Consider the following 26,081-nt stretch of genomic DNA (forward strand, 5'->3'; position numbering starts at 1 on the left):
CAAGCGGCTCGTGGGGACGACGAGCTCATGAGCATGGACCCCAACCTGACCCAATCCTGAAGGATCAGGTGGGCCCATGCCCGCCCTTTCCTCTAGGCCATATCCGTATTGCTCCGACTTGGCAGCGCGCGGCTCGCCAAGCCGCCGCTGTGTTGCTATGGGTTAGGGGAGACAGCTTCAGGAGGCAGCCCCGTGACCCAGCATGAAAGAACCGTGATGGCCTTCGACGACCAGGGCCGCGAGTACATGATCGACATGTTCGTCAGCACGCGCGAGCTCAGCGAGATGCAGCATGCCGGGGCCACGCGAGGCTCAACCAGCTTTCGCACCCACGACGGCCACGACGTGACCTACCTGGGCAACGGCGAATTCATGGTCATGGTGCCCGGCGAGGAAGGCGGAGTGACCGTCCGGACCGACGACTCCGAGTTCGTTTGACCCGGCATCTACTCGCTCAACCGAATGACCAAGGGTGCTTCAGCGGCGGGTACGGCGCAGCACAGCAGCACCTCGCCTTCAGCGGTTGCTGCCAGCGGCGGCACCGGGTAGTGCACCTCACCGGAGACCAGGCGCAGCGCACAGCTCCCACAGCGCCCTACCCGACAGCTGGACAGTGGCGCGAGCCCTGCCCGCTCGGCCAGGTCCAGCAAGGTGCCTTGCGCTGGCGTCCACTCGACGACGGCGGCCTGCGCCTCACTCGATTCATTCTGCCTCGTGAAGGCCGAGACGAACGTGACCCTGGCATGGGAAGGCAGCGCTTGTGGCGCAGCCGCACCCGGCTCGGACTCCTCGGATTCAAGCGAGCCGCGCCCGAAGAACTCATGGTGCAGATGCTCACGGGGCATACCGAGCGCCAGCAGTGCCGCGTACTGCACTCGCATGAACCCCTCCGACCCACAGAGGTAGACGTGGCTGCGGGTCATGTCCGGCAACCAGGCCGTGAGCGATGCCAGCGTCAATCGTCCTCGCGAGTGATACGTCTTGCCCAAGGCATCCTCTGACGTGGGGCGGGTGTAGGCGATATGCAGATGCAGCCAGCGATACCTGTCAGCCCACGCGTTCAGCATCTTCGCAAAGGCCTGTTCCCGCCCGTTGCGCGCGCTGTGGATAAAGAATACCTCGCCAGGCGGCGTCTCTCCGGCATCGGCACGCTGCACCATGGCCTCCAGCATGGCGATCATCGGGGTGATGCCCACGCCGGACGACACCAGCACGATGGCGTTCGGACGCTCGCGCAGCACGAAATCCCCTGCCGGCGGTAACACTTCGAGCACGTCCCCCACCGCATACTCGTCATGCAGAAGGCGTGAGACCGTTCCGTGCGCTTCGCGCTTGACCGAAATCCGGTAACGAGACGCCCGCTCATGCCATGCCCCCGATAGGCTGTAACTGCGCGTCAGCGTGGCCTGCCCGCCATGCCCGGCCCTGGCAAGGCGCACGGTGAGGAACTGCCCGGCCGTATAAGGCTTCAGCGGTAGGTCATCCGTGGCCAGTGGCTCGAGATAGAGGGAGGTGATGACATCGCTCTCCCTCACCTTGTCGGCAATCCGCAGGCGGCGATAGGCGTTCCCGGCCGCCTCCTTGGACCAGGTTCCCGTCTGCGCCAGTGTGGGAGAACGTTCAATCAGCCGCCCTCGCGCAGGCAAGGCGTTTTCGACATGCCAGACCTGCTCCGGCACGACATCCACGATGCGCTCGGCCCCCTCGACCAGAGACGCACGCCGAGGATCCCAGTCGACGCGCCCGCGCCCTTGCAGCACCAGGGCTTCACCGGTCACGAAATCGGGGATGAAGAGGCTGACCCGCGGGTCCTGCTCGATGTTGCCGAGGGTATTGAAGAAACGATTGCCCGGAAAATCCGGGAACGACAGGCTGCCATCCGTGTTCAGGTGCAGAAACCCCGGCTTGCCCCCGCGATGCGAGATATCCACGCCATGGCTCGAATCCCCCAGTTCGCCTGCCCGGGTGGCGATGAAGAACGTATCAGCCTGGGCCAGCATGGCCCGACTGACTCGGGAGTCGATCGAAACCTGCCCGCTAACGGGTGGCGCTTCTTGCCCCGCCTGCCAGTCCACTTCGCGTTGCTGTATGTACTGGGGGCAGTTGCCGAAGCTCTGGTCGACCGCGACCCTAATGCCCTCGGCATCATGGGAGCGCACCGTGCCATTCAGCCGATTACGGCGGCGACTGGTCATCTCGAGCCCAAGCAGCCCCACCCTTGCCCCGGGCTCCAGTGAAAGCTCCAGGGCATCCGCCAGCGGTGGCGCCCTGCGAATCAGCAGCTCGCTCGACGTCGCCGTACACAGCTGCCCCGGGGCGCCGTAGGTTACCACCGCCCACGGCCACCCCTGCCGGTCCAGCGCCCCCATGAACAGCACCGGCTGATTGCCAAAGAACTCAACGTGCTGGTCGGGCATCGCGGCACGCACGTAAGCGGAAACGCGCTCCACATAAGCACCGGGCACGCCGGCACGCTGCTGCACCCTGCGCTCGCCCTCATGGAATACCTGCCGGTTCGCTGTCATGGGATTCGCCTCCTGTCGCCGCCGTTCGATCAGGCCAGTGCCGGGCTGCGCACCATGCCGACGAAACCGGGCTGCGCCTCGATGCGCTCGAGCCAGGCGAGAATGGCCGGATACTCCTTCAGGCTGACTCCACCCTCCGGGGCGTGGGCGATATAGCTGTAGCCCGCCACGTCCGCCAGGGTGATCGCGCTACCCGCCAGATACTCTTGCCCGCCGAGATGTTTCTCTAAAACCGAGAAGAGCGAATGCGCGCGGGCAATCGTCTGCTCGTGATCCAGTGGCGCGTTGAAGAGTGTCACCAGCCGCGCGGCGCAGGGGCCCGCGGCAATCTCCCCGGCAGCGACGGACAGCCAGCGCTGTACTTGTGCAGCAGCAATCGGCGCCGTGGGCAGCCAACGGTCGTGCGCGTCATAGCGCCGGGCCAGGTAAACCAGGATGGCATTGGAATCGCTGAGGAACTCGCCGTTGTCTTCGATTGCGGGCACCTGGCCGAACGGGCTGATCTTGAGAAACTCGGCCGACTTGTGCGCGCCGTTGGCCATATCGAGATCGACCGTCTCATAGGGCAGTTCAAGCAGCGCGAGCATCAGTTCGACGCGGTGGCAGTGGCCGGACTTGGGGTTGCGAAACAGGCGGATCGGCGCGGCGTCACGCGGAAAGTTCGGATTCACGATAGTGGGCGTCGGCATGGCAAAAGACTCCTGCTGGTTGCATGACACGCCGTGAAGGGTCACGACGGCGGAACGTCACCAGACTAATCTTTGCGCCTTACCACTAGAATCCTCACGATAAGCAATTCATTATTTCATTAATTGACAGCAATCAGCGCCCATCCGGGAGCCAGCTCATGGACCGTCTCCAGACCCTGCAAGTCTTCGTCGCCGTGGCCGATGCCGGCAACTTTGCCGCCGGCGGGCGAGCCATCGGCATGAGCGCGCCGTCAGTCACCCGTGGAATCAATGCGCTGGAAGCACGTCTCGGGGTGCGCCTCTTCACGCGTACCACAAGACGTGTTCGCCTGACGGAGATCGGGGAGCGCTACCTGGAAGACGCGCGACGCATTCTCCAGGAACTGCAGGCGGCCGACGATGCCGTCAGCGGCGCGGCGGCTAGCCCCACCGGACTATTGCGTATCAACTGCCCCAATGAGTTCGGCCGCATCCACGTCATGCCGATCCTGCTGGAATACCTCGACACCTATCCGGAAATGCGCGCGGAAATCGTGATGGTGGATCGCGTGGTCAACATCATCGAAGAGGGCTTCGACATCGCAGTGCGTATCGGCTCGCTGCCCTCCTCCGGCCTTTCCGCCATCAGGGTGGGAAGCGTGCGCCGGGTGGTCTGCGCCGCGCCCGACTATCTCGCCCGGCTAGGCACGCCCACGACGCTGGAGGACCTGACGACACACCGCATCCTCGCCACCACGACACTGAGCGCCAACAAGGAGTGGCGCTTCGGTCGCGACTACGACCAGGTGGTACGTATTCACCCGCGCGCAACGGTCAGCAGTATCGCGGCCTGTATCGAGGCCGTACGCAACGGTTGGGGAATCACCCGGGTCCTTTCCTACCAGGTCGGGGCGGATCTCGAGGCAGGACGGCTAGAGGCCGTGCTGGAAGCTTACGAACCCCCTCCGTTGCCCATCCACTTAGTGCACAGCGAAGGCCGTGGCGCCGTCGCCAAGATACGCACCTTCCTCGACCTGGCAGCGAAGCGTTTGAGAGCCTCGGCGATTCTCAACCCCAGCGGGATGAACTCCTGACCTGGGCGCCAGGCAGTTGACAAGGCGATGTTGCTTATATAACGCTCTATCGAAGGAACACTAGATCAGCATTTGCAGGGCTTGCGTCAAGCGCAAGGTTCACATTCCCGAACGGCAATCTGACTGTCAGTATCTTTAGAGCGATACGACCGGCCACCCCACCAGAGCCTTACGCATGCCAGATGCATCACGGTCTTCCTTGACGCGCCATGGCGCGACCACCGCCCCGCCCTCATCATCGACCTCGTCCATCGACCGGCTCAGCGAACTATTGCAGCGTGTGGCGAAGAAGGATCATGCCGCCTTCCAACAGCTCTACAATGCTACCTCAGCGAAACTCTACGCCACCGTGCTGCGTATCTTGCAGCAGAGGGGCTGGGCGGAAGATGTCGTTCAGGAAGCCTACGTCACCATCTGGCTGAAAGCGGAGCAGTTCGATCCCCAAAGAGCCTCACCGATCACCTGGATGGCCACCATCGCCCGCCATGGCGCCATCGATGAGTTGCGCAGGCAACCCAGATCGCCCAGGGAGCCCGAAGAGGCATTGGCGCAAACGATCTCCTCCGACCCCACGTCCCAGGAGCGACTACAGGGCGAGCAGGAAGCCCTACGCCTGCAGCGGTGCCTGGAAGAGTTGGAGAGGGAACGCCAGGACATGGTACGGCTGGCCTATCTCGATGGCTGGTCGAGAGCCGACTTGGCCACCCATTTCGACCAACCGGTGAATACCGTCAAGACTTGGCTCCATCGCGCGCTCAAGCAACTCAAAGGGTGTCTGGCATCATGACCGACCGCAACGATCTCGACATGCTTGCTGCGGAATTCGTGCTGGGCACACTGGAGGCGGACGAGCGCGAGTGGGTGGCCCGACGCCGACAGCAAGACCCCGATTTGGACGCCATGATCGTCGCCTGGGAGGCGCGTCTCGCCCCCCTGGGAGAAGAGGTGCAGCCGCTGGCTCCCGGCCCGGAACTCTGGGCACGTATCGAGCGCCGTGTCACCGAGGTGGAGGCGAGCCCTCCCGGCTCGGACGATAGGCACAAGGAACAAAACGCCACCGCACAGATCGCGACACTTCGCCGAAGGCTCAAACACTGGCAGTGGAGCACCGGGCTGGCCACTGCCGCGGCGCTGGTACTGGGCGTCATACTGAGCGATCCCTTCGGCCAGGCACCCGACGAACCGCCATTCGTTGCCGTGTTCCAGCAAGATGACCAGCAACCCGCCTTCCTGCTCACCGTAGACCTCGACAGCCGGCAGTTGCATGTTCAGCCGGTGACCGCAGAACCGTTATCCGAGCGGTCCTATCAGCTCTGGATCAAGGACGACTCGCTCGGCCCCGCCCCACGCTCGGTCGGCGTCTTGGAAGATGATCTCACGCTGGATGCCTCCGCCCTGCGCGACTATTCCCCCGAGCTTCTTAAGCGTGCCACCTTCGGCATCAGTATCGAGCCAGCCGGCGGCTCGCCCACCGGCCAGCCCACTGGGCCGGCCATTCATGGCTATCTCTATCCTACTGCCCAGGAAGGGGGCCAAAGGCGGCTATGATTTTTTCGCCGCGAGCTGAAACTTTTCGCCATCTCTCCTCGTAGCTGGAAGCAGACCCATCGTTATCCACTTTCGCACGGGATGGGTCATACCCAACTATCAAGGAGAAACTGATGATGAAGCAGCTCGTAGCAAGTGCATTCCTATCCGCCGCTCTGGTCGCCGGCATCTCCATGGCCCAGGCCGATATGCAGCCCCAAGTCTGGGCAGACGACCAGTCCGTTTCTGGCGGCACGGTCTCGGCGGAAAAGGTCATGGCACCCAGCAACGGCTGGCTGGTGGTCCATCGCACCGACGAGAGCCGCGCTCCCGGGCCGGTGGTCGGCTACTCGCCTCTCAAGGAGGGCGAAAACATGGATGTGACCGCGATCCTCACCGAGGAAGTCAAGGCTGGCGATCACCTGATGCTGATGATCCATGATGAGGAAGGCGGCATGACAACTGGCGTCTTCGAGTACACCCTGGGCGCCTCCGAAGACGGGCCGATCCGAGTGGATGGCGACCTGGTCATGAGCACTATTTCCGCGCAGTAAGCCCCCCTGGCGGGGCCGCGCTGGCCCCGCCTAACCGGCGCCTGGGCATACACGGGCGAACGCCCCACGGCAAAAAAATTGACAAACTCGCGTTCCTTTTATAGAACGTTCATTAAAAGGAACAACGCGAGACTCCCTACCGTGGACAAGCTTTCACTCGGCACCCTGGGCCAGCACCTGCAGGGCCTGCGCCAGGCACAGGGCTTGTCGCTATCGCAGCTGGCCGCCGCCGCCGGCATCGCCAAGTCGAACCTGTCGCGCCTGGAGCAGGGCAACGGCAACCCCACCCTGGATACCATCTGGCGCCTGGCGGTACAGCTGAAGGTGCCCTTCGGCACCCTCGTGGCGCCTATCGCCGTGCCCCTGGGCGAGGATGGCGTGGAAGTACGCCTGCTCGACCAGGGCAAGGAGCGACCCCAGGTCGACGCCTACTGGATGCGCTGTGCGCCGCACACCCTGCGTCTTGCCGAACCCCACACCCCCGGTGCCCGGGAATCGCTCATTCTGATCAGCGGCACGCTGGAGGCCGGCCCGGAAGGCGACACCCGAACCCTGTCGGCCGGCGACACCTTGACCTTCGCAGCCGACCGCCCCCACCTCTACCGCACCGAGGACACCTGGGCCACGCTGCTGCTCAGCGTCGTCTATCACGAGGAACCCACCTCATGAGCCTGCAAGCCACCACACCGTCCTACCGTCCTTGGTTGACCGGCATGAGCGAGGCCATCCCGCTGCTCGGCGGCTATGTGCCGGTAGCCATCTCCTTCGGACTGATCGCCACCCAGGCCGGCTTCAGTACCTGGGAGGCCGTGCTCATCTCGACGCTGATCTATGCCGGCGCCTCCCAGTTTTTGTTCGTCGGCATGGTGGCCGCCGGAGCACCGCTCTGGCTGGTGGTGGCCATGACGCTGCTGATCAATCTGCGCCATGTGGTCTACGCCCCCAACCTGGCCCCCTGGCTGACTCCCAGCCGCCTCTGGCCTTGGCTGATGCACGGCCTCACCGACCAGATCTTCGCCGTGGCCCATGCGCGCCTGCCCCAGCTACCGGCCTCTCAGCGCCTTGGCTGGTTCACCGGCGCGGCCCTGCTGGCCTGGCTGAGCTGGATCGGTGGCACCGCACTGGGCGCCGTGGCCGGCGGCGAGCTGATCGCCCGCTGGGCCCTGATGGGTGAAATCCTGCCCTTCGCCCTGCCTGCTCTCTTCCTGGTGCTGATAGCGCCCCGCTTTACCTCGCGGCGCTGGAGTCTGGCCCTGGGTCTGACCATCCTCAGCGCTCTGCTGCTGACGATCCTGGGGCTGACCAATCTGGCGATTCCCCTTGCCGCCGCCTGTGGCGCCCTGTGCTTCCAGGCCGTCAAGTTCGACCACTCCCATAAGAGAGCACGCGCAAGGAGACCGTCATGAGTAGCGCCCTCTGGATCGCCGTCCTTGCTTCGGCGCTGGGCACCCAGCTGATACGCGTGCTGCCGCTGCTCTGGATGCAGCGCCGCCTCGAGCGCCAAGGCGACGGCAGCCTGGAAGCGATGCCTCAGTGGCTGAGCCTGCTCGGCCCGGTGATGATCGCTGCCGTGTTCGGGGTATCGCTGTTGCCGGTAACGCCCAGCGTCAGCTCCTGGCTGGCCACCGTCATCGGCGTGCTCGTGACCCTGGCCGTGTGGTGGTACAAGCGCACCCTGGGCTGGCCGGTGGCGGCCGGCGTGGCGGCCTTTGGGGTAGTGGTGATGCTGGCCGGGTGAACCAGCAACCCTCGATAGGCCCCTCGTTGGAAGCGCTGGCAGCCATGTGCAAGAATGCTAAAGTTACTACTCCACTCTCTGGAACATTCCCCCCGGTGGTGAACATAAAGGGATGTAGCCACCTCGCGTGGGCAGAAAAGGGACGTCCAATGAAGATCAAACAATCCATCTGTACTGGAATCGCTCTGCTTGCCCTCGTCATCACAGCACCTGCCCTGGCCGAGGAACCGCTGGCGGAAGCCGAACTCAGCAGCGGCCTGGCCGTCGGCCAGGTGACACAGGCCAGCCGTTCCGACGGTGTTCTTACCGTCAGAGTTGGCTTTGCCGCACCGGAAGGCGCCGCCAGCTCCAGCCGCACAGAGCGGGAGACGCTCTACAGTTCGATCGGTGGAGCCTCTTACCGTCAGGATTTCTATGTCATCGCGGGCGAGAACAGGCATCTGCTGCTGGCCGATACCGAAGGCACACCCCTGACCGTCCCATCACTGACGATTACGCGCGAGGGCGATACGGTTCGCGGGGCTTGGTGGGGCAAGTTTCCCGCTCCCGAAGAAGAGATAACAAGCTTTTCGCTCGCACTCCCCGGCGGAATGCTGTTCGACAACGTGCCGATCAGCGATGAATAATCGATTGGCATTGGCCAGTACCTGCGGGTGCGTAGCGCTTATTGCAGGCACGGCGTTTGCCGTCGAAGATAACGAGCGGGTGCCCGATCTTTCATCCACCGTAATTCTCCCGATCGAACGGATTGTCATCCCGATCGAACGGACTGCGATCCCGATCGAGGGCCTTGCCCTTGGCACTGTCGCATCGATATCGCCACTGGCCAAACAGGCCATGACTCTCTCCGAAACCAGCGAAGCAATCGAAGTAACCGTTGTCGGTGATGAGATTCGGCTCTCAATATTGGGAGATGTACTCTTCGCTTTCGACAGCGACGCAATTGAACCCGACGGAGCACGGGTATTGGAAGAACTGGCGGCATTCCTTCGCGCGTCCGATATTGAAGCCGTGCTTGTCGAAGGTCATACCGACAGCATTGGTTCAGCCAGCTACAATCTCGAACTTTCGGAGCGTCGCGCCCAGGCGGCCATCAACTGGCTTATCGAAAACGAGCAGCTTTCCGATATCGAATTCACGCCAGAAGGCCATGGCTTCGAACGACCTGTGGCGGACAACGCCCATCCGGACGGATCGGACAATCCCGAAGGCCGCCAGCAGAATCGCCGGGTTGAATTCGTCATCGATGAAAGTGACTGAACACGGAGCGAAGCGCCGCCATGCCGTGGCCCGCTGCGCAGGTCTAGTAACCCTGCTGCTGGCCCTGTTGCCGATAGCAGCTTCCGCGGCGGCCAACTGCCCCGCCGAGTCCAACGCCGACTTCGACGCTATCAAGGGCGTTGGCGAGCGCACGGCCCTGCCCTCCGGCCAGGAGGTGATCGCCGATGGCGTGGTGACCGGGGCGTTCCTCGGCCGCGACCGGCTGGACGGTTTCTATCTGCAGCAGGCGACCGAGCATGGTCCTGTCGGCCTGTTCGTCTATATGCCTACGGCAACATCGAGCGACGCGGAGCTCATCGCTCCCGGCCGGCACCTGCAGCTCCACGCCCGGACCGGCGAATACCGTGGCCAGGTCCAGTTGCAGCGAGTCGAGCGGATCGAGACCTGTGCCAGCGACCGACTGCTGGAGCCGAAGGCAGTGGAGTGGCCACTGGGCGAATCAGAGCTGGAAACCTTGGAGGGTCTTCTGCTCGAGTTCCCACAGCCCCTGATTGTTACCGGCAACTATGAGCTCGCCCGTTACGGCTCCCTGAGACTGGCCGACACCCGCCTGTTCCGCCCCACGAATACACCCGGCGATACCCAACAGCGGGATATCCTTGTGCTGGACGACGGCAGCTACCGCGCCTTTCCGAGCCCCATCCCCTACCTGGATGCGGACAGCAGCCGCCGCGTCGGCAGCAGCGTCCAGGGGCTGACCGGGATACTTTCCCACGCCTTCGACGCCTACCGCCTGCACCCGATTCTCGAGCCACACTTCGAGGATGCCAACCCGCGCCCGGGGCCGCTGCCGGAGCCGGGAGAGCGGCTGCGAGTGGCAACCTTCAACGTCGAGAATTACTTCCTCACCCTCGGCCAGCGCGGCGCCGCGAACGCCACCGAGCTGGAGCGCCAGCGGGCCAAGCTCGCCGCTGCCGTCGAGGGCCTGCAGGCCGACATCCTGGCCCTGGTAGAAGTCGAGAATGACCCGCGCGCCCTGGCCGACCTGGTCGAGCAGCTCAGCGAGCGAACCGGGGTCCGCTATCGTGCGGTCGGCGGAGATGCCAGCCGCGGCTCTGATGCCATCAAGCTCGCCCTGATCTACCGGCCGGACCGGGTAGAAGCCGTGAGCGAGCTCTATGCCGACAACGACCCCACCCACCACCGGCCGCCGCTGGCGGCCTTCTTCCGCAGCGTGGCCGGCGGCCCGGCCTTCGGCGTGGTGACCGCCCACTTCAAGTCAAAGAGCGGTTGCCCGCCCCGGGGCGACACCGACCGCGGCCAGGGCTGCTGGAACCAGCGCCGGGTGGAGCAAGCCCAGGCCATGAACGGCTTCCTCGACCGCCTGGCTGCCGCCGAGGGACACGAGCGCCTGCTGCTGATCGGCGACCTCAACGCCTACGGCGCCGAGGACCCCATCCGCACCCTGACCCATGCAGGACTGGTCAATCTGATCGCCCGAGAGCTGCCGCCGGAACGCCGCTATAGCTATGTGTTCCGCGGTGAGTCGGGTTACCTGGATCATGCCCTGGCCAGCCCCGAACTGGCCGCGGCAGTGGCAGAGGTGCGACCGTGGCCCATCAATGCCGACGAGCCCGCTTTCCTCGGCTACGACGGGCCGGACAACGCAGCGCCCCACTTCCGTCCCGACCCTTTCCGCTCCTCGGATCACGATCCGATCGTGGTCGACCTGGAGTGGCGTTAGCAGGGAGCAGCTTGAGGCTCGATGATGGGGGCGCTGATCGACATCGTGGACGCCCGCATCATCTCAAGGGGATCAGCGACGCCGACGTCCCAGATCGATGTCGTCGCGGTTGGTGGCCGCCCCGACGGCAGCGCCCAGGCCGCCTCCGATAACCGCCCCCTTGGTCATGCTGCCGCCGGTCATGGCCGCGGTGCCGGCGCCGGCGGCCGCCCCCAGGCCGGCGCCACTCAGTGCTCGCTCGCCGGTGGTGGTGCCGCAGCCGGTGAGTCCCAGGGTCAGCACGCCGGTCAACAGTCCGATAGATAGCATTCGCATATCATTTCCCTCCCAACAGGGTTAATTATGACCAATCATCCAGTTTGATTTCTTTGGCAACCAGGCAACCGCCCCGGCTTCGGTACCTACTCGCCGCCTTGGCCGGAGCGCAAGCCGTCGAAGCCGCACAGCGCAGTATCGAAATTTCGTGCCATGGAGAGGCCTCCGGCTGCCGATGCGCTGTATCCCTTATACAGCCCCGGGAGGAAGACGGTTCATTGACCGGATAATGATCCACACTCTTTGAGAATTTCAGGCCCCCGAGTATCAAGATGGCGACAGGTAAGCCCGAACCGCAGCGGAAGAGAGATTTAGAGCGGCACTCCTATTGCAAGCACAGGAGCACAACATTGGCACTTCGGACTATCTGATTCATCCAGACGACATCATATTAATTCTGGTAATGGGTGTACTTTTTCGCACTTTCTTTACTTGGTCGGAGGGATGTTTCTCCGGCCCATGGCCATTGCTCACATAGCAAAAAGCCGCCGATCATGGATCGGCGGCCTGAATCTTGCGTCGGCGCGGCCCGCAGGCCTAAGGCTTACTTGGCCTTGGAGGCGGTTTCCTTGACCGACTTGGGAGCGGACGCTGTCTCAGTCTCGCTCTCGCTGGCCGACTTGAGGCCTTGCTGGGCCTGCTTGACGCTATCTTCGGTCAGCTTCTGGCTTTGCTGCACGAAGTCCTGCTGCAGGGCCACGACCTTGCCGGCATCGCCCTTCAGGCGCTCGGTCAAGTCTTTGGCAACGGCCTGCTGGCCTTCCAGGTAGCTCTTCAGGCCCTCGGCATCCTTGACCTCGGACAGGCTACGCAGTTGCGCCAGGGTAGTGTCGCTATACGCCTTGGCAGCCTCGAGCTGGGCATTGACCAGCTTCTCGGTGTAGTCGATGGACAAAGCAGTGAAGGCGCGAGCCGGGGCGAAGAACACGGACTCAAGCTGGGCGGTGTCAAACTGCTTGGTATCGAATGCGAATGCGTTGCTCATGATAGGAACCTCCGGGGTTCTGAATGCCTTGTAGCGGGAAATTCCCGCTCTGCTGCATACCACACACAGTAGCAGGGATTTTTGTGCACCGCAACATAACTCGGGCACCCTCACCTGGCTACGCCCTCGGCGCACCAGGATCCTCAGCTCGTCTCGGCGATTATCCTGAAGCTCGCCCGCACACCTGGCAGCCGAGCACTGAAGGTCTCTGCCAGTCGCTGCAGCGCCTCGCGACAGCGTTGCAGAGCCTCGTCACGGGGTTCCAGCGGCAGGTAGGCCAGGTCGATATCGACAGAAAGACGCGGAAACGGCTGCACGAAGAGGTTGATGGCCGTGCCGCCCTTGAGGGCGAAGCACGACTCGTCATTGAGAAATGGCAGCAGCGAGACCAGCAGCCGGACCTGTTCGTGGTAGCGAGCTTCAATCGGCATGCAGGAACGCCTCCGGCACCGTAACGTGATATTCCCTGTCCAACTTGCCGCCCTGGCAGAGCTGCCGCTTGCCTTTGCCGAGGTCGAGTCGGCCTGGTTCCAGTCGATCGTACCAGGCATGCCCGGCGTGGCGAGCCAACACCAGGAAGGCCCGCTTGGTTCTCACCGAGCGGCACCCCTCCAGCAATGCCTGAAGCCGACGCGGACGCAGCGTATTGAGGCCGCCGAAGGTGTCCACCAGCTCACTGCTGAACAGCAGCTCATTCGGCGTCACGGCAATCCACTCCAGGATCGCTCGCTCAGGGGTCGATACCTGCAAGCTGAAGGCCCTGCCGGCCGGCGCGTAGTCCGTGAAGCTGCCGGGAAGCTGCACTGACAGTCCCTTTTCAGAGTGGAGCACCATCCGCCCTGCCCACTCGGCGTCACTCAACCACCGGGGCAGCCGAGCGGCCTCCTTGCCATACAGGTGCGTCGTGCGCTCCCCCATGGACAGATAGTGGACGAAGCCATGCAGTGCCAGGGCCGTCTGGCCACCCGGCCAAAGCGGTGGCAACCCCGAGTCGTCGCTCGCCTGCAGGGCGAAAACAACGCTCTCCCAGGTAAGAGGCTCTCCCGCTTGGCAGTATGCGCCGTGCCCCACGCGTTGCAGCCAGCCACTGCCGGCCAGCTTACGCGCCTGATCCGAGGTGACGCCGTGTGATGCAAGCCAGGAGGTCGTAACGACGGCGCCATACGGGATTTTGTGCAGCAGCTGGTTTATTTTCACGTTAGAAAGCGGCCTTAAATTCCGTCTTTAGAGTGAATAATAAACCATGTTAGTTTATCTTCAAGCCCAAAATCGCCATTCAAGGCCGCTTTTATGACAGAAACTAAACCGAAAGCTGAGTCTCCGCCCCTGCTTGATCCCAAATTTAGCGGGAGGAAGCTTGAGGGACGAAGCCAGGCTGAGAAGGCCGCTGCAGGGGACAAAGCGGCCACATATCACGTCAATCCTGATAGTGCGTGTACTTTTTCGCACTTCCCTTCACTTGGTCGGCGGGATATTTCTCCGCATTCTTTTTCATCTTCGCCCAGCATGCCGCTTCAACATCCACGTCCAGCTTGCCAGCCAACCGAATCAGGTAAAGCTGTACATCGGCGATTTCGTCGCGCACTGCGGCTAGTTGTTGTTCATCCAGCTCTTTGGACTGCGCTTCGGTCAGCCACTGAAAGCACTCCTGCAGCTCGGCTGCCTCCACCGTCAGCGCCATGGCCAGGTTCTTGGGCGAGTGGAACTGGTCCCAGTCGCGCTCGGTGGCGAACTGGTGCATTGCGTCTTGGAGCTGCTTGAACGAGTCGGACATGAGGGATACCTGATTCTGTCACAGCAAGCTTACACAAGAAAATCTATATGTAAGACTAAATAGCCCAACCTTACACATGGATTGGAGTCCACACGGCGATTGGTAAGATCCTCGGCGGTCGATTATCGAACAACGACAGCAGCATGACCGCTGAGGCAACGTTCGAAGAGGCACTGGTGCATAGATTCTATGCCTAGTCGCGACGCAGCGTCACTCCGACGCCCGGTCGTCAGTGGGCAGTAGAGGAGCATCATCGACAACCAGTCCCGGTTTGCCGACCAAGACGACGCTTGCGTTCTAGGGTCTCGGCTACAGTGGCACGCAGGCTGTCCAACATTTCCTGGGTATCGGGCGAGAGTTGAGTCATAGGCGAGACTTTAACGAAGTAATCATGGTGGGCCCAGCTGGACTCGAACCAGCGACCAAGGGATTATGAGTCCCCTGCTCTAACCAACTGAGCTATAGGCCCTGCATTGCGCCGCCGTATGATAGCGAAAGCTGGTGGGCGAGGCCAGAGGCTCGCGGGTGGCAATTTCGTTTCGCCGCGCCGGGCACTTCCCGGCGTTTGGCGTGTCTTCTGGGGTGAGCCTTCTGCTCCAGGAGACGTATCGTTCATGAAGCGCCTTTTCTCTTCTTTCCCGCTGGTCGCCCTGGGTGCCTCCGCCCTGCTGTTCGCCCTGCCGCTGGCAGCCTGGGAGCTCGACCCAGAGCGTTCGCGGGTTTCTGCCACGGTGATGCAGATTACGCCCGACGGCCCCATTCCGCGCCAGCACGAGGTGCGCCGGCTGCGGGGCAGTGCCGATGCCGGCGGCAATCTGGAACTGCCGCTGCGGCTCAACCAGAGCGACGTGGTCGAGCGGCTCGGGCAACTGCCGCCGTGGCTTTCCGGCATCACCGAACGGCCCATGGCCACCCTGACCACCCGCTTTCCTCCCGAGCGGCTGGAGCGCCTGGCGGTGGGTGATTCGCTGGTGGAGGACCTGACGATGACGGTGCGCTCCGGCAACGCCGAGCGCCAGGAGTCGCTGCCGGTTCGCTTCACCAAGACGGCCGAGGGGCAGGTCCAGGTCACCAACGCCGAGCGAGTGGCGCTGGACGGGCAGGCGCTGATGGCCGACCCCACCCTGCGCTCGGTACTGTTGTTGCTTGGCTACGAGCAGATCGGCGACGAGGTACCGGTCACGCTCGATGCCCTGCTGGTCAAACCAGAGTCTTAAAATCTCTCGGTCGATATGCCATCTCAGCTCAGCGCCTCGCTCTCCTCCAATGCGCCGGTCTGTACTCGCCACTGGGCGGCGTAGCGGCCGTCTCGCGCCAGCAGTTCGGCATGGGTGCCCTGCTCCACGACCCGGCCGCCATCGACCACCACGATCTCGTCGGCGTGCACGATGGTCGAGAGGCGATGGGCGATCATGATCACCGTGCGGCCGTGACCGATCTTGGCCAGCGAGCGCTGGATGGCGGCCTCGGTCTCGTTGTCCACCGCGCTGGTGGCTTCGTCGAGCACCAGGATCGGCGGGTCCTTGAGCAGTGCGCGGGCCAGCGAGAGGCGCTGACGCTGGCCACCGGAGAGGCGCACACCACGCTCGCCCACGGCAGTGTCGAGCCCCTGGGGCAGAGCCTGGATGAACTCCCACGCCTCGGCGGTGCGCGCCGCCTCGATCACATCGGCTTCGCTGGCCTCGGGGCGGCCGTAGGCGATGTTGTCGCGTATCGAACCCTCGAACAGGTAGACGTCCTGGCTCACCAGGCCAATGGCCTGGCGCAGCGAAGCAAGACTCACCTCGCCGATCGGCTGGCCGTCGATGCGCACCTGGCCGGCCTCGGGGTCGTAGAAGCGCAGCAGCAGCTTCATCAGGGTCGACTTGCCCGAGCCGGTGGCACCCACCAGCGCCAAGGTATTGCCGGCGGGCACGTGCAGGCTCACCCCGTCCACCCCCACGCCGCTGGCGGCATAGTGGAAGCCGATGTTCTCGAAACTCACTTCGCCGCGTACCGGTTCCGCCAGCGGCTGGCCCTGGTTGTCCTTCACCGTGATGGGCACCGACAGCAGGTCGAGGATGCGCCGGGTACTGGCCATGGCGCGCTCGAACAGGTCGATAACCTCAGCGAGGCCGGTGAGCGGCCACAGCAGGCGCTGGGTAAGGAATACCAGCACGCCGTAGGCACCGACGTTGAGGTCGCCGTTCAGCGCCTGCATGCCGCCCACGGTGAAGGTGGCCAGGAAGCCGGCCAGGATCGCCATGCGGATCACCGGGATGAAGGCGGAGCTGACCTGGATGGCGCGACGGTTGGCCTCCACGTAGGCTTCGCTGACCTGCCGCAGCCGCTCGGCCTCGCGCGCCTCGCTGGTGAAGCTCTTGATGGTGGCGATGCCGGAGAGGTTGTTGGAGAGCCGGCTGGCGAGATCGCCCACCTTCTCGCGCACGTCGGCGTAGAGCGGGCCGGCCTTGCGCTGGAAGTAGAAGGCGCCCCAGATGATCAGAGGGATCGGCGTGAAGGCGAGCAGCGCGATCAGCGGCGAGATGACGAAGAACACCGCCCCCACTGCGACCACCGTGACGCCGACCTGGATCAGCGAATTGGCGCCGCCGTCGAGGAAGCGCTCGAGCTGGTTGACGTCGTCGTTCATGGTCGCCACGAGCTGGCCCGAGCTCTTCGATTCGAAGTAGGCCATGTCGAGGCGCTGGGCATGCTCGTAGGTATCCAGGCGCATGTCGGCCTGCAGCCGCTGGGCAAGGTTGCGCCATAGTATCTTGTAGAGATATTCGAAGATCGATTCGCCAGCCCAGATGAAGAAGGTAAGCACGGCGAGCACCATGATCTGCTGCTCGGCGGTCTCGAAGCCCGCCCGGGCGACGAAGCTGCGCTCCTGGTTGACCACGACGTCGATGGCCACACCGATGAGGATCTCCGGCGCGATGTCGAAGATCTTGTTGATGATCGAGCAGGTCGTGGCGGCGACGATGCGGCGCCGGTAACCGCGCGCATAGCGCAGCAGGCGCACCAGCGCCTGGAAACTGTTGGCAGAAGCACGGGTTGTCATTTGAGAATTCCTTGCGAACAAGAGTCGCAGCTTACCCGGTCGAGACCGCCAATACCAAGCCGCTGCCGTTCATCGGCGACTTGCACCGCCAGGGGCGTATTCATCACAATGCTTAGCTTGCTCACCGCCAAGGATGCTCGATGGTCGCCGACCTTTTTGCCGTGATGGCTCCCGTTCTGGCCGGCGCCGGCCTGGGCTTCACCTGGATTCGCCTGGGCCAACCCTACCCCGTGGACTTCGTCACCCGGCTGGTCTTCAACATCGGCACGCCGGCGCTGGTCATTGCCTCGCTGAGCGGCGCCGAGATCGATGCCGGCAGCTTCGGGCGTACCATGCTGGCCACCGCGCTGGTGATGATCAGCATGGGTATCGCCACCTTCGCCATGGCACGTCTGCTGCGCCGTGACTGGCGGGTATTGCTGGCGCCGATGATGTACCCCAACACGGGCAACATGGGGCTGCCGGTGGTGCTCTACGCCTTCGGCAGTGCCGGCTTCGCCTTCGGCATCACGGTGATGGTCACGGTCTCGCTGTTCCAGTTCACCATCGGCGCCGTCATCGCCAGCAGTGGCAATCCCTTGCGAACCCTGGTCAGGACGCCCACGGTTTACGCTATCCTGATTGCACTGGCCCTGCTGCTGAGCGATACCGAACTGCCACGATGGCTGGCCAATAGCGTGGACCTGATCTCGGGCTTCACCGTACCGCTCATGCTGATCACGTTGGGAGTCTCGCTGGCCAGCATTCAGGTGAAGAACCTGCGTTCGGGCATCAGCTTCAGCCTGCTGCGCATCCCGGTTGCTGCTCTGCTGGCCTGGGGGATCGGCACGCTGCTGGTCCTGCCTCCCTTGGCGCTCAGCATCCTCGTGATGCAGATGAGCATGCCGGTGGCCGTGTTCAACTATCTGTTCGCGCAGCGCGCCAAGCGTGAGCCGGAATACGTGGCCAGTCTGGTGTTCTGCTCGACGCTGCTGGCCCTGCTCTACCTGCCGATCCTGTTGGCGATCCTGATGTAGTCGCCAATGCCCCATGGGTGTGAGGGGGAACGCCCGGGGCACTCGACAGTCTCTATCTATCGGGGCGGTAGCGAAATGCAAGGGAGGGAGTCATGCATGAAGCAAGCAAACGGCTGGCGGTTCCGCTGCTGGCGAGCATCGCAGGAAGCGTCGCTTCGGCCCAGGCCGCGGAGGTCGTGGTCGAGCGCATTGCCACCGAGCATCTGACGCTGCGCCTGGAACGCATTGCCGAAGGCTTCGAACATCCCTGGTCGGTGATCATGCTGCCCGACGGCCGCTTTCTGGTCAGCGAGCGCCCGGGGCGACTGGCGCTGGTCGAGGAGGATGGCAGCATCTCTCACCTTGACGGCCTGCCCGATGTCAGCGCCCGGACCCAGGGCGGGTTACTCGATGTGGCACTACACCCCCGCTATGGTGACGGCGAGCACGACTGGATCTACTTCACCTGGAGCAAGCCCAGCGAGGGCGGCACCGCGACGGCACTGAGCCGTGCCCGGCTGGGTGATACCGGGCTGAACGATGTCGAGCTGCTGTTCGAGCAGTCGCGCCCGGCCGACCCCGGCCGCCACTACGGCTCCAGGCTCGCCTGGCTGCCGGATGGGACCCTGTTGATGTCCATTGGCGAGCGCGGTAGCCCGTCGCGAGCGCAGGATCGCCGTGACCATGCCGGCAGCGTGCTGCGCCTGACCGAAACCGGCGGCGTTCCCGACGACAACCCCTTCGTCGATGACGACGAGACACTCGACGAAATCTTCACTTTCGGCAACCGCAACCCCCAAGGCCTGGCAGTCACGGAAGCGGGTGAGGCCTGGGCCACCGAACACGGCCCGCTGGGTGGCGATGAGCTCAACCGACTCATTGGCGGCGAAAATTACGGTTGGCCCGAGGTGAGCCTGGGAAAAAGCTATGGCGCTGGCCAACCCATCGGCGAGGATTCCCTGCCTGGCATGCGAGATCCCGTCCATGTCTTCGAAGACCGCTTCGCCCCCTCCGGCCTGACCGAGGTCACCTCGAGCATGTTCGAGGCATGGCAAGGCAATCTGCTGGCTGGGGGATTGTACAGAGAACAGTTGTATCGTCTGGCACTGGAGGGTGACCAAGTCACCGACGCGGAGCTGGTCCTCGATGGGCAGATCGGGCGCATTCGCGACGTTTACCAGGGCCACGACGGCGCCATTTACCTGATCAACGACGATCCGCAGGGCAGTCTCTACCGGCTGAGGCCGGTGGATTGATCCCGGGCGCGGCGCCGGCCCCGACATCCGGCACTGCCATATTCGTCAACCACCGTCCGCGAGCCGCCATGCGCCTACGCAACCTCATACTTCTGACCGTCATTGCACCGCTCTTTCTCGCGCTGCTGATCTTCAGCCTGGTGGCCATCAAGTCACTCGAGGACAACGTGCGCAATCGCCTGGAGCGTGAAGTCCAGGTCATCACCAACGTGATCGGCACCACCCTGAGCCAGGCTCTGACGCGCAACGCCACCGAGCCACTCGAGGAGTCGCTCTACTCTGCCTTCTCGTTCCACCGTATCTACGGCGCCTACGTATTCGACGCCAATGGCCGGGAAATATACGGCCTGGGGCTGGGTCAGGCGCTGTTCAGCCCCGAGACCATTCGCGAAGTGGCCGAAGATGGTGAGATGCGGGCCGCCTACCGCGAGCACGATGGCTGGCACTACTACTCGGCGCTGAAGCCGCTGCTTTCGGCCTCCGGTGAGGTGCAAGGCGTACTGCAGGTCAATCGGCTCAATACCGGCGTCGAGAACTACACCGGGTTCCTCAGCCAACTGGCCCTGCTGGCTTTCGTCATCGGGGCGGCCGGTATCGTGCTGGGCATCTGGTGGGGCTTTCGACGCCATATCGAGCGACCACTGGAACGCCTGCTTACCGTCATGCAGCGTGTCGAAGCCGGCGACCGGGGCCAGCGTGCCGAAGCCGAAGGTCCACAGGAGTACGAACGCCTCGCGGTGGCCCTGAACGGCATGCTGGACGCCATGGCCGAGAAGGATGCCGACATCGAGGCACGTCGGCGCAAGGAGATCGAACTCGAGAAACGCTTGCGCAAGTCGAAGAAGCTCGCCGAGCTGGGAGTGCTGGCTGCCGGCGTTGCGCACGAGATCGGCGCGCCGCTCACGGTAATCAATGGCCAGGCCCAGCGCCTGTCCCGGCGCGACACGCTCACCGACGCCGATCGGGCCAGGCTGGGGCGTATTCGCAGCGAGGTGGAGCGTATCGTCGAAATCGTGCGTCAGTTGATGGAGCTCGGCCGCCGCCACAATGTCGAGAAGGAACCGCTGAACCTGGCCGAACTCCTCGTCACGGCACGCGAGCTGGTCGAGGAGGACTTCGAGCAGAACGCCATTCGGCTCGAACTCGACCTTACTCCATCGTCTTGTCCACTGCTGGCCAACGGCCAGCAACTGATCCAGGTATTGACCAACCTTCTACGCAACGCCGCCCAGGCCAAGGAAGTCAGCCGCGTACGCATACGAGCACGGGAGAAGGAAGGCTGGCTGACGTTATGGGTGGAGGACGACGGCTCGGGTATCGTCGACAGGGACAAATCGAAGGTCTTCGATCCCTTTTTCACTACCAAGCCCGTTGGCCAAGGCAGCGGCCTCGGGCTTTCCATGGTGCACCGAATCATCAACGACCACGGTGGCACCGTCGGGGTGTTCGACAGCGAACTGGGGGGAGCCGGCTTCGAGATCGGACTGCCATTGAACGATGCCGATGAAGGAGGAACTGCCACGTGACGGGAAGCCACAGCCACACCGACCTGCCGATACTTATTGTCGAGGATGACGCCGCCATCCTCGAACTGCTGGAAGAGGAGCTGCAGGAAGCAGGTTACAAGACGCTAGGAGTCGGCAGCGCCGAGGAAGCCGTCGTGACCTTGAGCCACAGCGAGGTGGCCCTGGTCATCAGCGACGTGCGCCTCCCCGGCATGAGCGGCATGCAATTGCTCGAGCAGCTACGCCATGAGGGCAGCCGCCTGGGGTTCATCGTCATTACCGCCTTCGGCACCATCGATCAGGCCGTCGAGGCGCTGAAAATCGGGGCCGACGACTTCCTCACCAAGCCGCTGGACCTGGAAAGCGTGGGAGAAGCGGTCTTCCGTGTATTGGAAAACCGGCGCCTGGCCGAGCGCTTGCAACAGGAGGAGCCGGCGGGGCACTTCCATGGCATCGTCGGCGAAAGCGAAACGATGCAGGCGCTTTTCCACGATGCGGCCCGCCTGGCCAAGAGCGATGCGCCCATTCTCATCCTGGGCGAAAGCGGGACCGGCAAGGAGCTGCTGGCCCGCGCCATCCACGCCGAGAGCCCGCGGGCCAACGAGCCTTTCATCGCCATCAACTGTGCCAGCATTCCCACCGAGTTGATGGAGAGCGAGTTCTTCGGTCATGTGAAGGGGGCCTTCACCGGCGCCAACGAGTCACGCCAGGGCTTGTTCCAGACGGCCAATGGCGGCAGTCTCTTCCTCGACGAGATCGGTGAGATGTCAACCGGCTTGCAGGCCAAGCTGCTACGGGCACTGCAGGAGAAGATGATCAAGGCGGTGGGGGCCGAGAAGGAGGAAGCCGTGGATGTGCGCATCATCGCCGCCACCCACCGTGAGCTCGAACAGGAGATCGAGAGCGGCAACTTCCGTAGCGACCTGTTCTATCGTCTGGAGACCTTCTCGCTGCGTATTCCCCCGCTGCGTGAACGCCCCGGGGATATCGAGCGGCTGATTTCCGCCTTGGTCGAAAAGCACGCCAGCGCCCAGGGCAAGAGCATCGAACGCATCGAGCCCTTGGCGCTGCAGTGCTTGCTCGACTACCCCTACCCAGGCAACGTACGCGAGCTCGAGAATGCCGTCATGCGCGCCGTTACCCTGGCGGAAGACGGTATGCTCAGCCACACCGACCTGCCGGAGCGCATTCGCCAGCATGCCCATGAGCAGCGCTGCACAGTTCGCCAGATCGAAACCGGCGAGCTGGTCGCCAGCGGCCAGCAGAGCTGGCCAAGGCTGGAGGAGGTCGAGAAGCGCTATATCCAGAAGGTGCTGGAAGCCACGGGCGGCAACAAGCGGCGCACCGCCGACATCCTCGGCATCGCCAGGCGCACACTCTACCGCCGTCTCGAAGAAGAGTAGCGATCACACCGCTCCGCTCCGGAGCGTCGCGGTCGCCAAGCACAAAAAAGCCCCCGTGGGAGCTCGGGGGCGAAGCACGCCATGCAATCCGGCTGACGGTGCAAGGGGGGAGGGTGGCGGGCCGTCAGCGAATTGCGCGCGTCATGCTTGGGTGACGCATCCTTGCGTCGATCTTCCTCCTGTAATTCAGCCTTCTGGCCGGGACCAGAGGATGAAGGATTACGAAGCGTCGTCGTTTTCATCCTCCGGATAGTCCCACTCTTCTTCCTCGTTCTCGTATTCGAACTCAGGCTCGTCGCCCGGCATCGCCTCGGCTCCCTCGCCGAAACCAGGGTCATCCTGGACGCCTGGTGCAGCCGGATCGGTGCCCGGTGCGGCTTCAGTGCCCGGCTGTTGCATACCCGGCTCCTGCTGCATGCCCGGATCCTGCTGCATGCCCGGCTCCTGCTGCATGCCCGGATCCTGCTGCATGCCGGGATCCTGCTGCATGCCGGGATCCTGCTGCATGCCCGGATCCTGCTGCATGCCCGGATCCGCTTCGGTACCCGGCATGGCCGGATCCTGGCCTGGCGCCGTAGTGCCGTCGATGCCCGGAGCCGCGGGGTCACCCGGATCGACACCCGGCCCGGTTTCATGGCCTGGTGCTTCGTCGGTCGCCGGGTACTGTGGCTGCTCGGTACCTGGCTGCGTCTGATATTGGTCCTGCTGTGTCTGCTGCGCCAAGGCCAATGGGCTGGCGGTCAGCCCCATGGTCACGCCTAGGACGCCTAGCTTCTTCAGAAATTCCTTGGACATCATCATACTTCCACCTCCTGGGAAATCGCCTTGCGGCGAACAATCATGGGCTTCCTGCCCTGCACCGCCATCTCGCGATGGCGGCGTCGGCTGATCGGAGTGCCGAGACTAATCAGGAGCTACCCTGCTCTTCCTCGAGTTGGGGTTCATCTTCCTGATCGCCATCCATGGTGGGCTGCTGCCCATCTGGCTGCTCATCGGGTACCGGTTCTTGCTCGGCTTCGGGGAGCGGATCCTGCTCGGGGGTCACCCCGTCTGAACCTTCGGTGTTCTCTTCGGGACCACTGACGGGTTCTGCCGCACCATCGCCAGCGGCTGTATCGGTCTGGTCGATACCAGGATCAGCCGTGGAGTCCTGCATAGGGGAACCCTGTTCCTCCATGGCGGGACGCTCCTCCTCGACCGGAGGCAGTTCGTCTTCATCATTGCCGCAACCGGCAAGTGACAACGTCCCCAGCGCCACAGCCACTGCCGAGGCCAAGGCTGTCATTCGCCTGGCAGACTTGCTTGCACGCTTTTCATGGCTCATGTGGATCTCTCCCTAGTTGATTCGTCCTCACCCATTTCGCAGCACAGGCTGTGCCAGGAATGCCTGATGTGCACTTACAACCCTTTAAAAATAACCACTTACTTAATAAAAGGGAGAGTAGACTCACGTTTTCAAAGCGAGGTTTTTCGTGGTGCAAACTGACACATGGCTAGGTCTGCCACAGGTATTCTTCACGGTTGGCTGAATTCGAAGCATGACAAAGCAAGGGGGCACCCATTGGTGCCCCCTTGCCTGGTTGGGATCGAGCCGGTGCGGGTGGTATTACTCCGGCGTGATTCCCCTCAAGCGCTCGCTGCGTCGCCGCAACAGCTCCAGCGTCGTCAGCAGCAGCATGGAGAGCAGCACCAACAGCGTCGCCACGGCCAGGATCGTCGGGCTGATCTGTTCGCGGATACCCGACCACATCTGGATCGGCATGGTGGTCTGCGCGGGTCCGGAGATGAATAGCACCACCACTACTTCGTCGAAGGAAGTAATGAAGGCGAACAGGGCGCCGGAAACGACGCCGGGCGTCACCAGCGGCAACACCACCTTGAAAAAGGTACGCGTGGGGTTGGCACCTAGGCTATGCGCGGCCTTGATCAGCGTGGTATCGAAGCTCGACAGCGTCGCGGTGACGGTGATGACGACGAATGGTATGCCAAGCGCGGTGTGCGCCAGGATCACGCCAAGGTAGGTCTGCGCCAGGTTGATCTTGGAAAAGAAGAAGAACATGGCCGCTGCGGAGATGATCAGTGGCACGATCATCGGTGAGATCAGCAGCGCCATGATCGCACCGCGCGCCGGCATGTGCCGGTTGGATAGGCCCAGCGCAGCCACGGTACCCAGGACCGTCGCCAAGAACGTCGAGGCGATGCCGATGATGAAGCTGTTCTTGATGGAGTTGAGCCAGGCGCTGGAAGTGAAGAAGTCTTCGTACCAGCGCAGCGAATAGCCTGCCGGGTCGAGACTGAGCATTTTATCCGAGAAGGTGAAATAGGGCTCCGCGTTGAACGACAGCGGGATGATGATCAGCAGCGGCCCCACCAGGAACAGGAAGATCAGGGCGCAAATGCCCAGGAAGACGTAGTGCCAGATGCGCTCGCCGCGAGTCGCGTAGGAAGGAATGGCCATCGGATTACCCCAGCTTGACCTTGTCGACGCCGATCAGGCGATTGAAGACCATGTAGAAGACGATCACCACGAACAGCAGGATCGAGGCAATGGCCGCGGCCAGCCCCCAGTTGAGCGAGGTCTGCATGTGGTAGGCGATGTAGTTGGTGATGAAGCGACCCGACTGCCCACCCACCAGCGCCGGCGTGATGTAGTAGCCGATCGACAGGATGAACACCAGAATACCGCCGGCGGCGATGCCCGGGATGGTCAGCGGGAAGTAGACCCGCCGGAAGCTCAGGAAGGGCTTGCCGCCCAATGAGCGAGCCGCACGCATGTAGCTCGGCGGAATGGTCTTCATCACCGAGTAGAGTGGCAGGATCATGAACGGCAGCAGGATATGGGTCATGGCAATGATGGTGCCGGCCTTATTGTGGATCATCTGCCAGCGTGCCTCGTCGGCAATCACGCCAAGGGCGACCATCACGTCGTTGAGCACCCCCTGGGACTGGAGAATGGCGATCCAGGTGGTAGTCCGCACCAGCAGCGAGGTCCAGAACGGCAGCAGTACCAGGATCATCAACAGATTCGAATGGCGCAGCGGCAAGCTCGTCAGCAGGAAGGCGATCGGGTAGCCGAGCAGCAGCGTCAGGCCAGTGATCACCGCGCTCATCCAGAAGGTGCGCCAGAACAGTGAGACGTGCACCTTGAGGTGGTCGGGCACCTGGACGATCTCTCCCGCCGGGGTAAGCTGGCGATCCACCGCCGCCAGGTAGTAGGTAAGCGTATAAGGCGATGACTCGCGCTGGATCAACTTCCAGGTCTCGAGTTCACCCCAGGTGTCGTTGATGTCGATCAGCGCCTCACGATAGGGCGGCTCGACGGTGCGCAATTGTCTCGCCGTTCGAGTGATCGCCGAGCGCATGCCCGACTTCTCGTAGTTCAGACGACTCGACAAGAGCCCTAGATTGCGTTCGGCCTGGCCTTCACGCAGGTCCTCCACCAGGGCGGCGAAGACCGGTTCATCAGGTAGTGCATCACCGTCCCAGCCTTCCAGGGCGGTGACGGTACGCGACAGCTGGGTGGAAACTTCGGGGTTGTCGACGCTGCGCCACAGCATTTCGACGATCGGCATGACGAAGGCGATACCCAGGAACAGCAGCAAAGGCGATACCAGCAGGAAGGCCTTGACCTTCGAACGCCGCACGGCGCGACGCAGGCTGGTCTTGAGCGGCACGCCATCCGCAGTGGTCAGGGGAACAGAGGGCGATTGGGACACTCAGGCCTCTCCATC

Annotated in this window: 28 protein-coding genes and 1 tRNA gene; 16 read left to right on the forward strand and 13 right to left on the reverse strand. The window is 63.2% G+C overall.

From position 1 onward, the window contains the following. The first annotated feature begins 192 nt into the window (after positions 1–192). Positions 193–438 carry a hypothetical protein gene (locus ACRWQA_RS15855; protein ID WP_263582952.1) on the forward strand — a complete coding sequence of 82 codons (246 nt, stop codon included), beginning with the start codon at positions 193–195 and terminating at the stop codon, positions 436–438. Between the two features lie 8 nt (positions 439–446). On the opposite strand, the gene ACRWQA_RS15860 is transcribed toward ACRWQA_RS15855, so the two are convergent. Further along, complete coding sequence (locus ACRWQA_RS15860; protein ID WP_434231136.1) at positions 447–2,525, reverse strand: 2Fe-2S iron-sulfur cluster-binding protein; 2,079 nt, start codon at positions 2,523–2,525, stop codon at positions 447–449. A 29-nt stretch (positions 2,526–2,554) separates the two neighbouring features. Then, on the reverse strand, positions 2,555–3,214 hold the full coding sequence (locus ACRWQA_RS15865; RefSeq protein ID WP_263582950.1) for a glutathione S-transferase family protein: 660 nt from the start codon (positions 3,212–3,214) through the stop codon (positions 2,555–2,557). Positions 3,215–3,372: 158 nt separating this feature from the next. On the opposite strand from ACRWQA_RS15865, the gene ACRWQA_RS15870 reads away from it, so the two are divergent. The 10 genes from ACRWQA_RS15870 (at position 3,373) to ACRWQA_RS15915 (ending at position 11,071) form a co-directional block, all read left to right on the forward strand. Further along, complete coding sequence (locus tag ACRWQA_RS15870; RefSeq protein ID WP_434231133.1) at positions 3,373–4,287, forward strand: LysR substrate-binding domain-containing protein; 915 nt, start codon at positions 3,373–3,375, stop codon at positions 4,285–4,287. A gap of 175 nt (positions 4,288–4,462) precedes the next feature. Beyond that, positions 4,463–5,074: a sigma-70 family RNA polymerase sigma factor gene (locus tag ACRWQA_RS15875; protein ID WP_434231130.1), complete on the forward strand. Its 612-nt coding sequence runs from the start codon at positions 4,463–4,465 to the stop codon at positions 5,072–5,074. After that, positions 5,071–5,835 (forward strand): anti-sigma factor, encoded by a 765-nt coding sequence (locus ACRWQA_RS15880; RefSeq protein ID WP_434231127.1) that lies wholly within the window; start codon positions 5,071–5,073, stop codon positions 5,833–5,835. Before ACRWQA_RS15875 ends, ACRWQA_RS15880 begins: the two co-directional genes overlap by 4 nt. 113 nt (positions 5,836–5,948) lie before the next feature. Next, positions 5,949–6,368, forward strand: a complete 420-nt coding sequence (locus ACRWQA_RS15885) for a DUF7282 domain-containing protein (protein WP_434231125.1) — start codon at positions 5,949–5,951, stop codon at positions 6,366–6,368. Between the two features lie 141 nt (positions 6,369–6,509). Next, the gene (locus ACRWQA_RS15890; RefSeq protein WP_263582948.1) at positions 6,510–7,037 is read left to right on the forward strand and encodes a helix-turn-helix domain-containing protein; all 528 of its coding nucleotides are present in this window, start codon (positions 6,510–6,512) and stop codon (positions 7,035–7,037) included. Next, positions 7,034–7,774, forward strand: coding sequence for an AzlC family ABC transporter permease (locus ACRWQA_RS15895; RefSeq protein WP_434231121.1), 741 nt, complete (start codon positions 7,034–7,036; stop codon positions 7,772–7,774). The genes ACRWQA_RS15890 and ACRWQA_RS15895 overlap by 4 nt, the downstream gene beginning before the upstream one ends. Next, a complete protein-coding gene (locus ACRWQA_RS15900; protein WP_434231120.1) occupies positions 7,771–8,106 on the forward strand; it encodes an AzlD domain-containing protein in 336 nt (111 codons plus the stop codon). The genes ACRWQA_RS15895 and ACRWQA_RS15900 overlap by 4 nt, the downstream gene beginning before the upstream one ends. Before the next feature lie 149 nt (positions 8,107–8,255). Further along, the gene (locus ACRWQA_RS15905; protein ID WP_263582945.1) at positions 8,256–8,732 is read left to right on the forward strand and encodes a hypothetical protein; all 477 of its coding nucleotides are present in this window, start codon (positions 8,256–8,258) and stop codon (positions 8,730–8,732) included. Continuing rightward, positions 8,725–9,366, forward strand: a complete 642-nt coding sequence (locus ACRWQA_RS15910; protein ID WP_434231117.1) for an OmpA family protein — start codon at positions 8,725–8,727, stop codon at positions 9,364–9,366. The genes ACRWQA_RS15905 and ACRWQA_RS15910 overlap by 8 nt, the downstream gene beginning before the upstream one ends. Continuing rightward, positions 9,353–11,071 (forward strand): ExeM/NucH family extracellular endonuclease, encoded by a 1,719-nt coding sequence (locus ACRWQA_RS15915; protein WP_434231114.1) that lies wholly within the window; start codon positions 9,353–9,355, stop codon positions 11,069–11,071. The genes ACRWQA_RS15910 and ACRWQA_RS15915 overlap by 14 nt, the downstream gene beginning before the upstream one ends. Positions 11,072–11,143: 72 nt before the next feature. Here ACRWQA_RS15915 and ACRWQA_RS15920 read toward each other — a convergent pair whose 3' ends face one another. From ACRWQA_RS15920 to ACRWQA_RS15945, 6 genes are all read right to left on the reverse strand, one after another. Next, positions 11,144–11,380 carry a YMGG-like glycine zipper-containing protein gene (locus ACRWQA_RS15920; protein ID WP_412031217.1) on the reverse strand — a complete coding sequence of 79 codons (237 nt, stop codon included), beginning with the start codon at positions 11,378–11,380 and terminating at the stop codon, positions 11,144–11,146. Between the two features lie 550 nt (positions 11,381–11,930). Next, on the reverse strand, positions 11,931–12,371 hold the full coding sequence (locus tag ACRWQA_RS15925; protein ID WP_434231112.1) for a phasin family protein: 441 nt from the start codon (positions 12,369–12,371) through the stop codon (positions 11,931–11,933). A 143-nt stretch (positions 12,372–12,514) separates the two neighbouring features. Beyond that, on the reverse strand, positions 12,515–12,802 hold the full coding sequence (locus ACRWQA_RS15930; RefSeq protein WP_434231110.1) for a nucleotidyl transferase AbiEii/AbiGii toxin family protein: 288 nt from the start codon (positions 12,800–12,802) through the stop codon (positions 12,515–12,517). Further along, the gene (locus tag ACRWQA_RS15935; protein ID WP_434231109.1) at positions 12,792–13,568 is read right to left on the reverse strand and encodes a type IV toxin-antitoxin system AbiEi family antitoxin domain-containing protein; all 777 of its coding nucleotides are present in this window, start codon (positions 13,566–13,568) and stop codon (positions 12,792–12,794) included. The genes ACRWQA_RS15930 and ACRWQA_RS15935 overlap by 11 nt, the downstream gene beginning before the upstream one ends. A gap of 220 nt (positions 13,569–13,788) precedes the next feature. Then, complete coding sequence (locus ACRWQA_RS15940; protein ID WP_434231107.1) at positions 13,789–14,145, reverse strand: nucleotide pyrophosphohydrolase; 357 nt, start codon at positions 14,143–14,145, stop codon at positions 13,789–13,791. 392 nt (positions 14,146–14,537) lie between these two features. Beyond that, a tRNA-Ile gene (locus ACRWQA_RS15945) sits at positions 14,538–14,614 on the reverse strand. A 145-nt stretch (positions 14,615–14,759) separates the two neighbouring features. On the opposite strand from ACRWQA_RS15945, the gene ACRWQA_RS15950 reads away from it, so the two are divergent. Beyond that, on the forward strand, positions 14,760–15,362 hold the full coding sequence (locus ACRWQA_RS15950) for a hypothetical protein (protein WP_434231105.1): 603 nt from the start codon (positions 14,760–14,762) through the stop codon (positions 15,360–15,362). A 23-nt stretch (positions 15,363–15,385) separates the two neighbouring features. Here ACRWQA_RS15950 and ACRWQA_RS15955 read toward each other — a convergent pair whose 3' ends face one another. Next, positions 15,386–17,191, reverse strand: a complete 1,806-nt coding sequence (locus ACRWQA_RS15955; protein ID WP_434231103.1) for an ABC transporter ATP-binding protein — start codon at positions 17,189–17,191, stop codon at positions 15,386–15,388. 140 nt (positions 17,192–17,331) lie between these two features. Here ACRWQA_RS15955 and ACRWQA_RS15960 point away from each other — a divergent pair, with 140 nt between their 5' ends. The 4 genes from ACRWQA_RS15960 (at position 17,332) to ACRWQA_RS15975 (ending at position 22,350) form a co-directional block, all read left to right on the forward strand. Beyond that, positions 17,332–18,207 carry an AEC family transporter gene (locus ACRWQA_RS15960; RefSeq protein ID WP_434231102.1) on the forward strand — a complete coding sequence of 292 codons (876 nt, stop codon included), beginning with the start codon at positions 17,332–17,334 and terminating at the stop codon, positions 18,205–18,207. A 92-nt stretch (positions 18,208–18,299) separates the two neighbouring features. Further along, positions 18,300–19,442 carry a PQQ-dependent sugar dehydrogenase gene (locus ACRWQA_RS15965; protein ID WP_434231100.1) on the forward strand — a complete coding sequence of 381 codons (1,143 nt, stop codon included), beginning with the start codon at positions 18,300–18,302 and terminating at the stop codon, positions 19,440–19,442. Positions 19,443–19,510: 68 nt separating this feature from the next. After that, positions 19,511–20,968: a sensor histidine kinase gene (locus tag ACRWQA_RS15970; protein WP_263582935.1), complete on the forward strand. Its 1,458-nt coding sequence runs from the start codon at positions 19,511–19,513 to the stop codon at positions 20,966–20,968. Continuing rightward, positions 20,965–22,350 carry a sigma-54-dependent transcriptional regulator gene (locus ACRWQA_RS15975; protein WP_434231098.1) on the forward strand — a complete coding sequence of 462 codons (1,386 nt, stop codon included), beginning with the start codon at positions 20,965–20,967 and terminating at the stop codon, positions 22,348–22,350. The genes ACRWQA_RS15970 and ACRWQA_RS15975 overlap by 4 nt, the downstream gene beginning before the upstream one ends. A 219-nt stretch (positions 22,351–22,569) precedes the next feature. Here the strand turns inward: ACRWQA_RS15975 and ACRWQA_RS15980 are convergent, their stop codons facing one another. The 4 genes from ACRWQA_RS15980 to ACRWQA_RS15995 all read right to left on the reverse strand — a co-directional run bounded on the left by ACRWQA_RS15980 (position 22,570) and on the right by ACRWQA_RS15995 (position 26,066). After that, entirely contained in the window at positions 22,570–23,151 is a 582-nt protein-coding gene (locus tag ACRWQA_RS15980; RefSeq protein WP_434231095.1) for a hypothetical protein, read from the reverse strand. 106 nt (positions 23,152–23,257) lie between these two features. Next, positions 23,258–23,674 (reverse strand): hypothetical protein, encoded by a 417-nt coding sequence (locus ACRWQA_RS15985; protein WP_434231092.1) that lies wholly within the window; start codon positions 23,672–23,674, stop codon positions 23,258–23,260. Positions 23,675–23,956: 282 nt separating this feature from the next. Further along, entirely contained in the window at positions 23,957–24,808 is an 852-nt protein-coding gene (locus ACRWQA_RS15990) for an ABC transporter permease (protein ID WP_434231090.1), read from the reverse strand. A 4-nt stretch (positions 24,809–24,812) separates the two neighbouring features. Continuing rightward, positions 24,813–26,066: an ABC transporter permease gene (locus ACRWQA_RS15995; RefSeq protein WP_434231088.1), complete on the reverse strand. Its 1,254-nt coding sequence runs from the start codon at positions 26,064–26,066 to the stop codon at positions 24,813–24,815. Between the last annotated feature and the right edge of the window lie 15 nt (positions 26,067–26,081).

Source organism: Billgrantia sp. C5P2, from assembly GCF_051062895.2.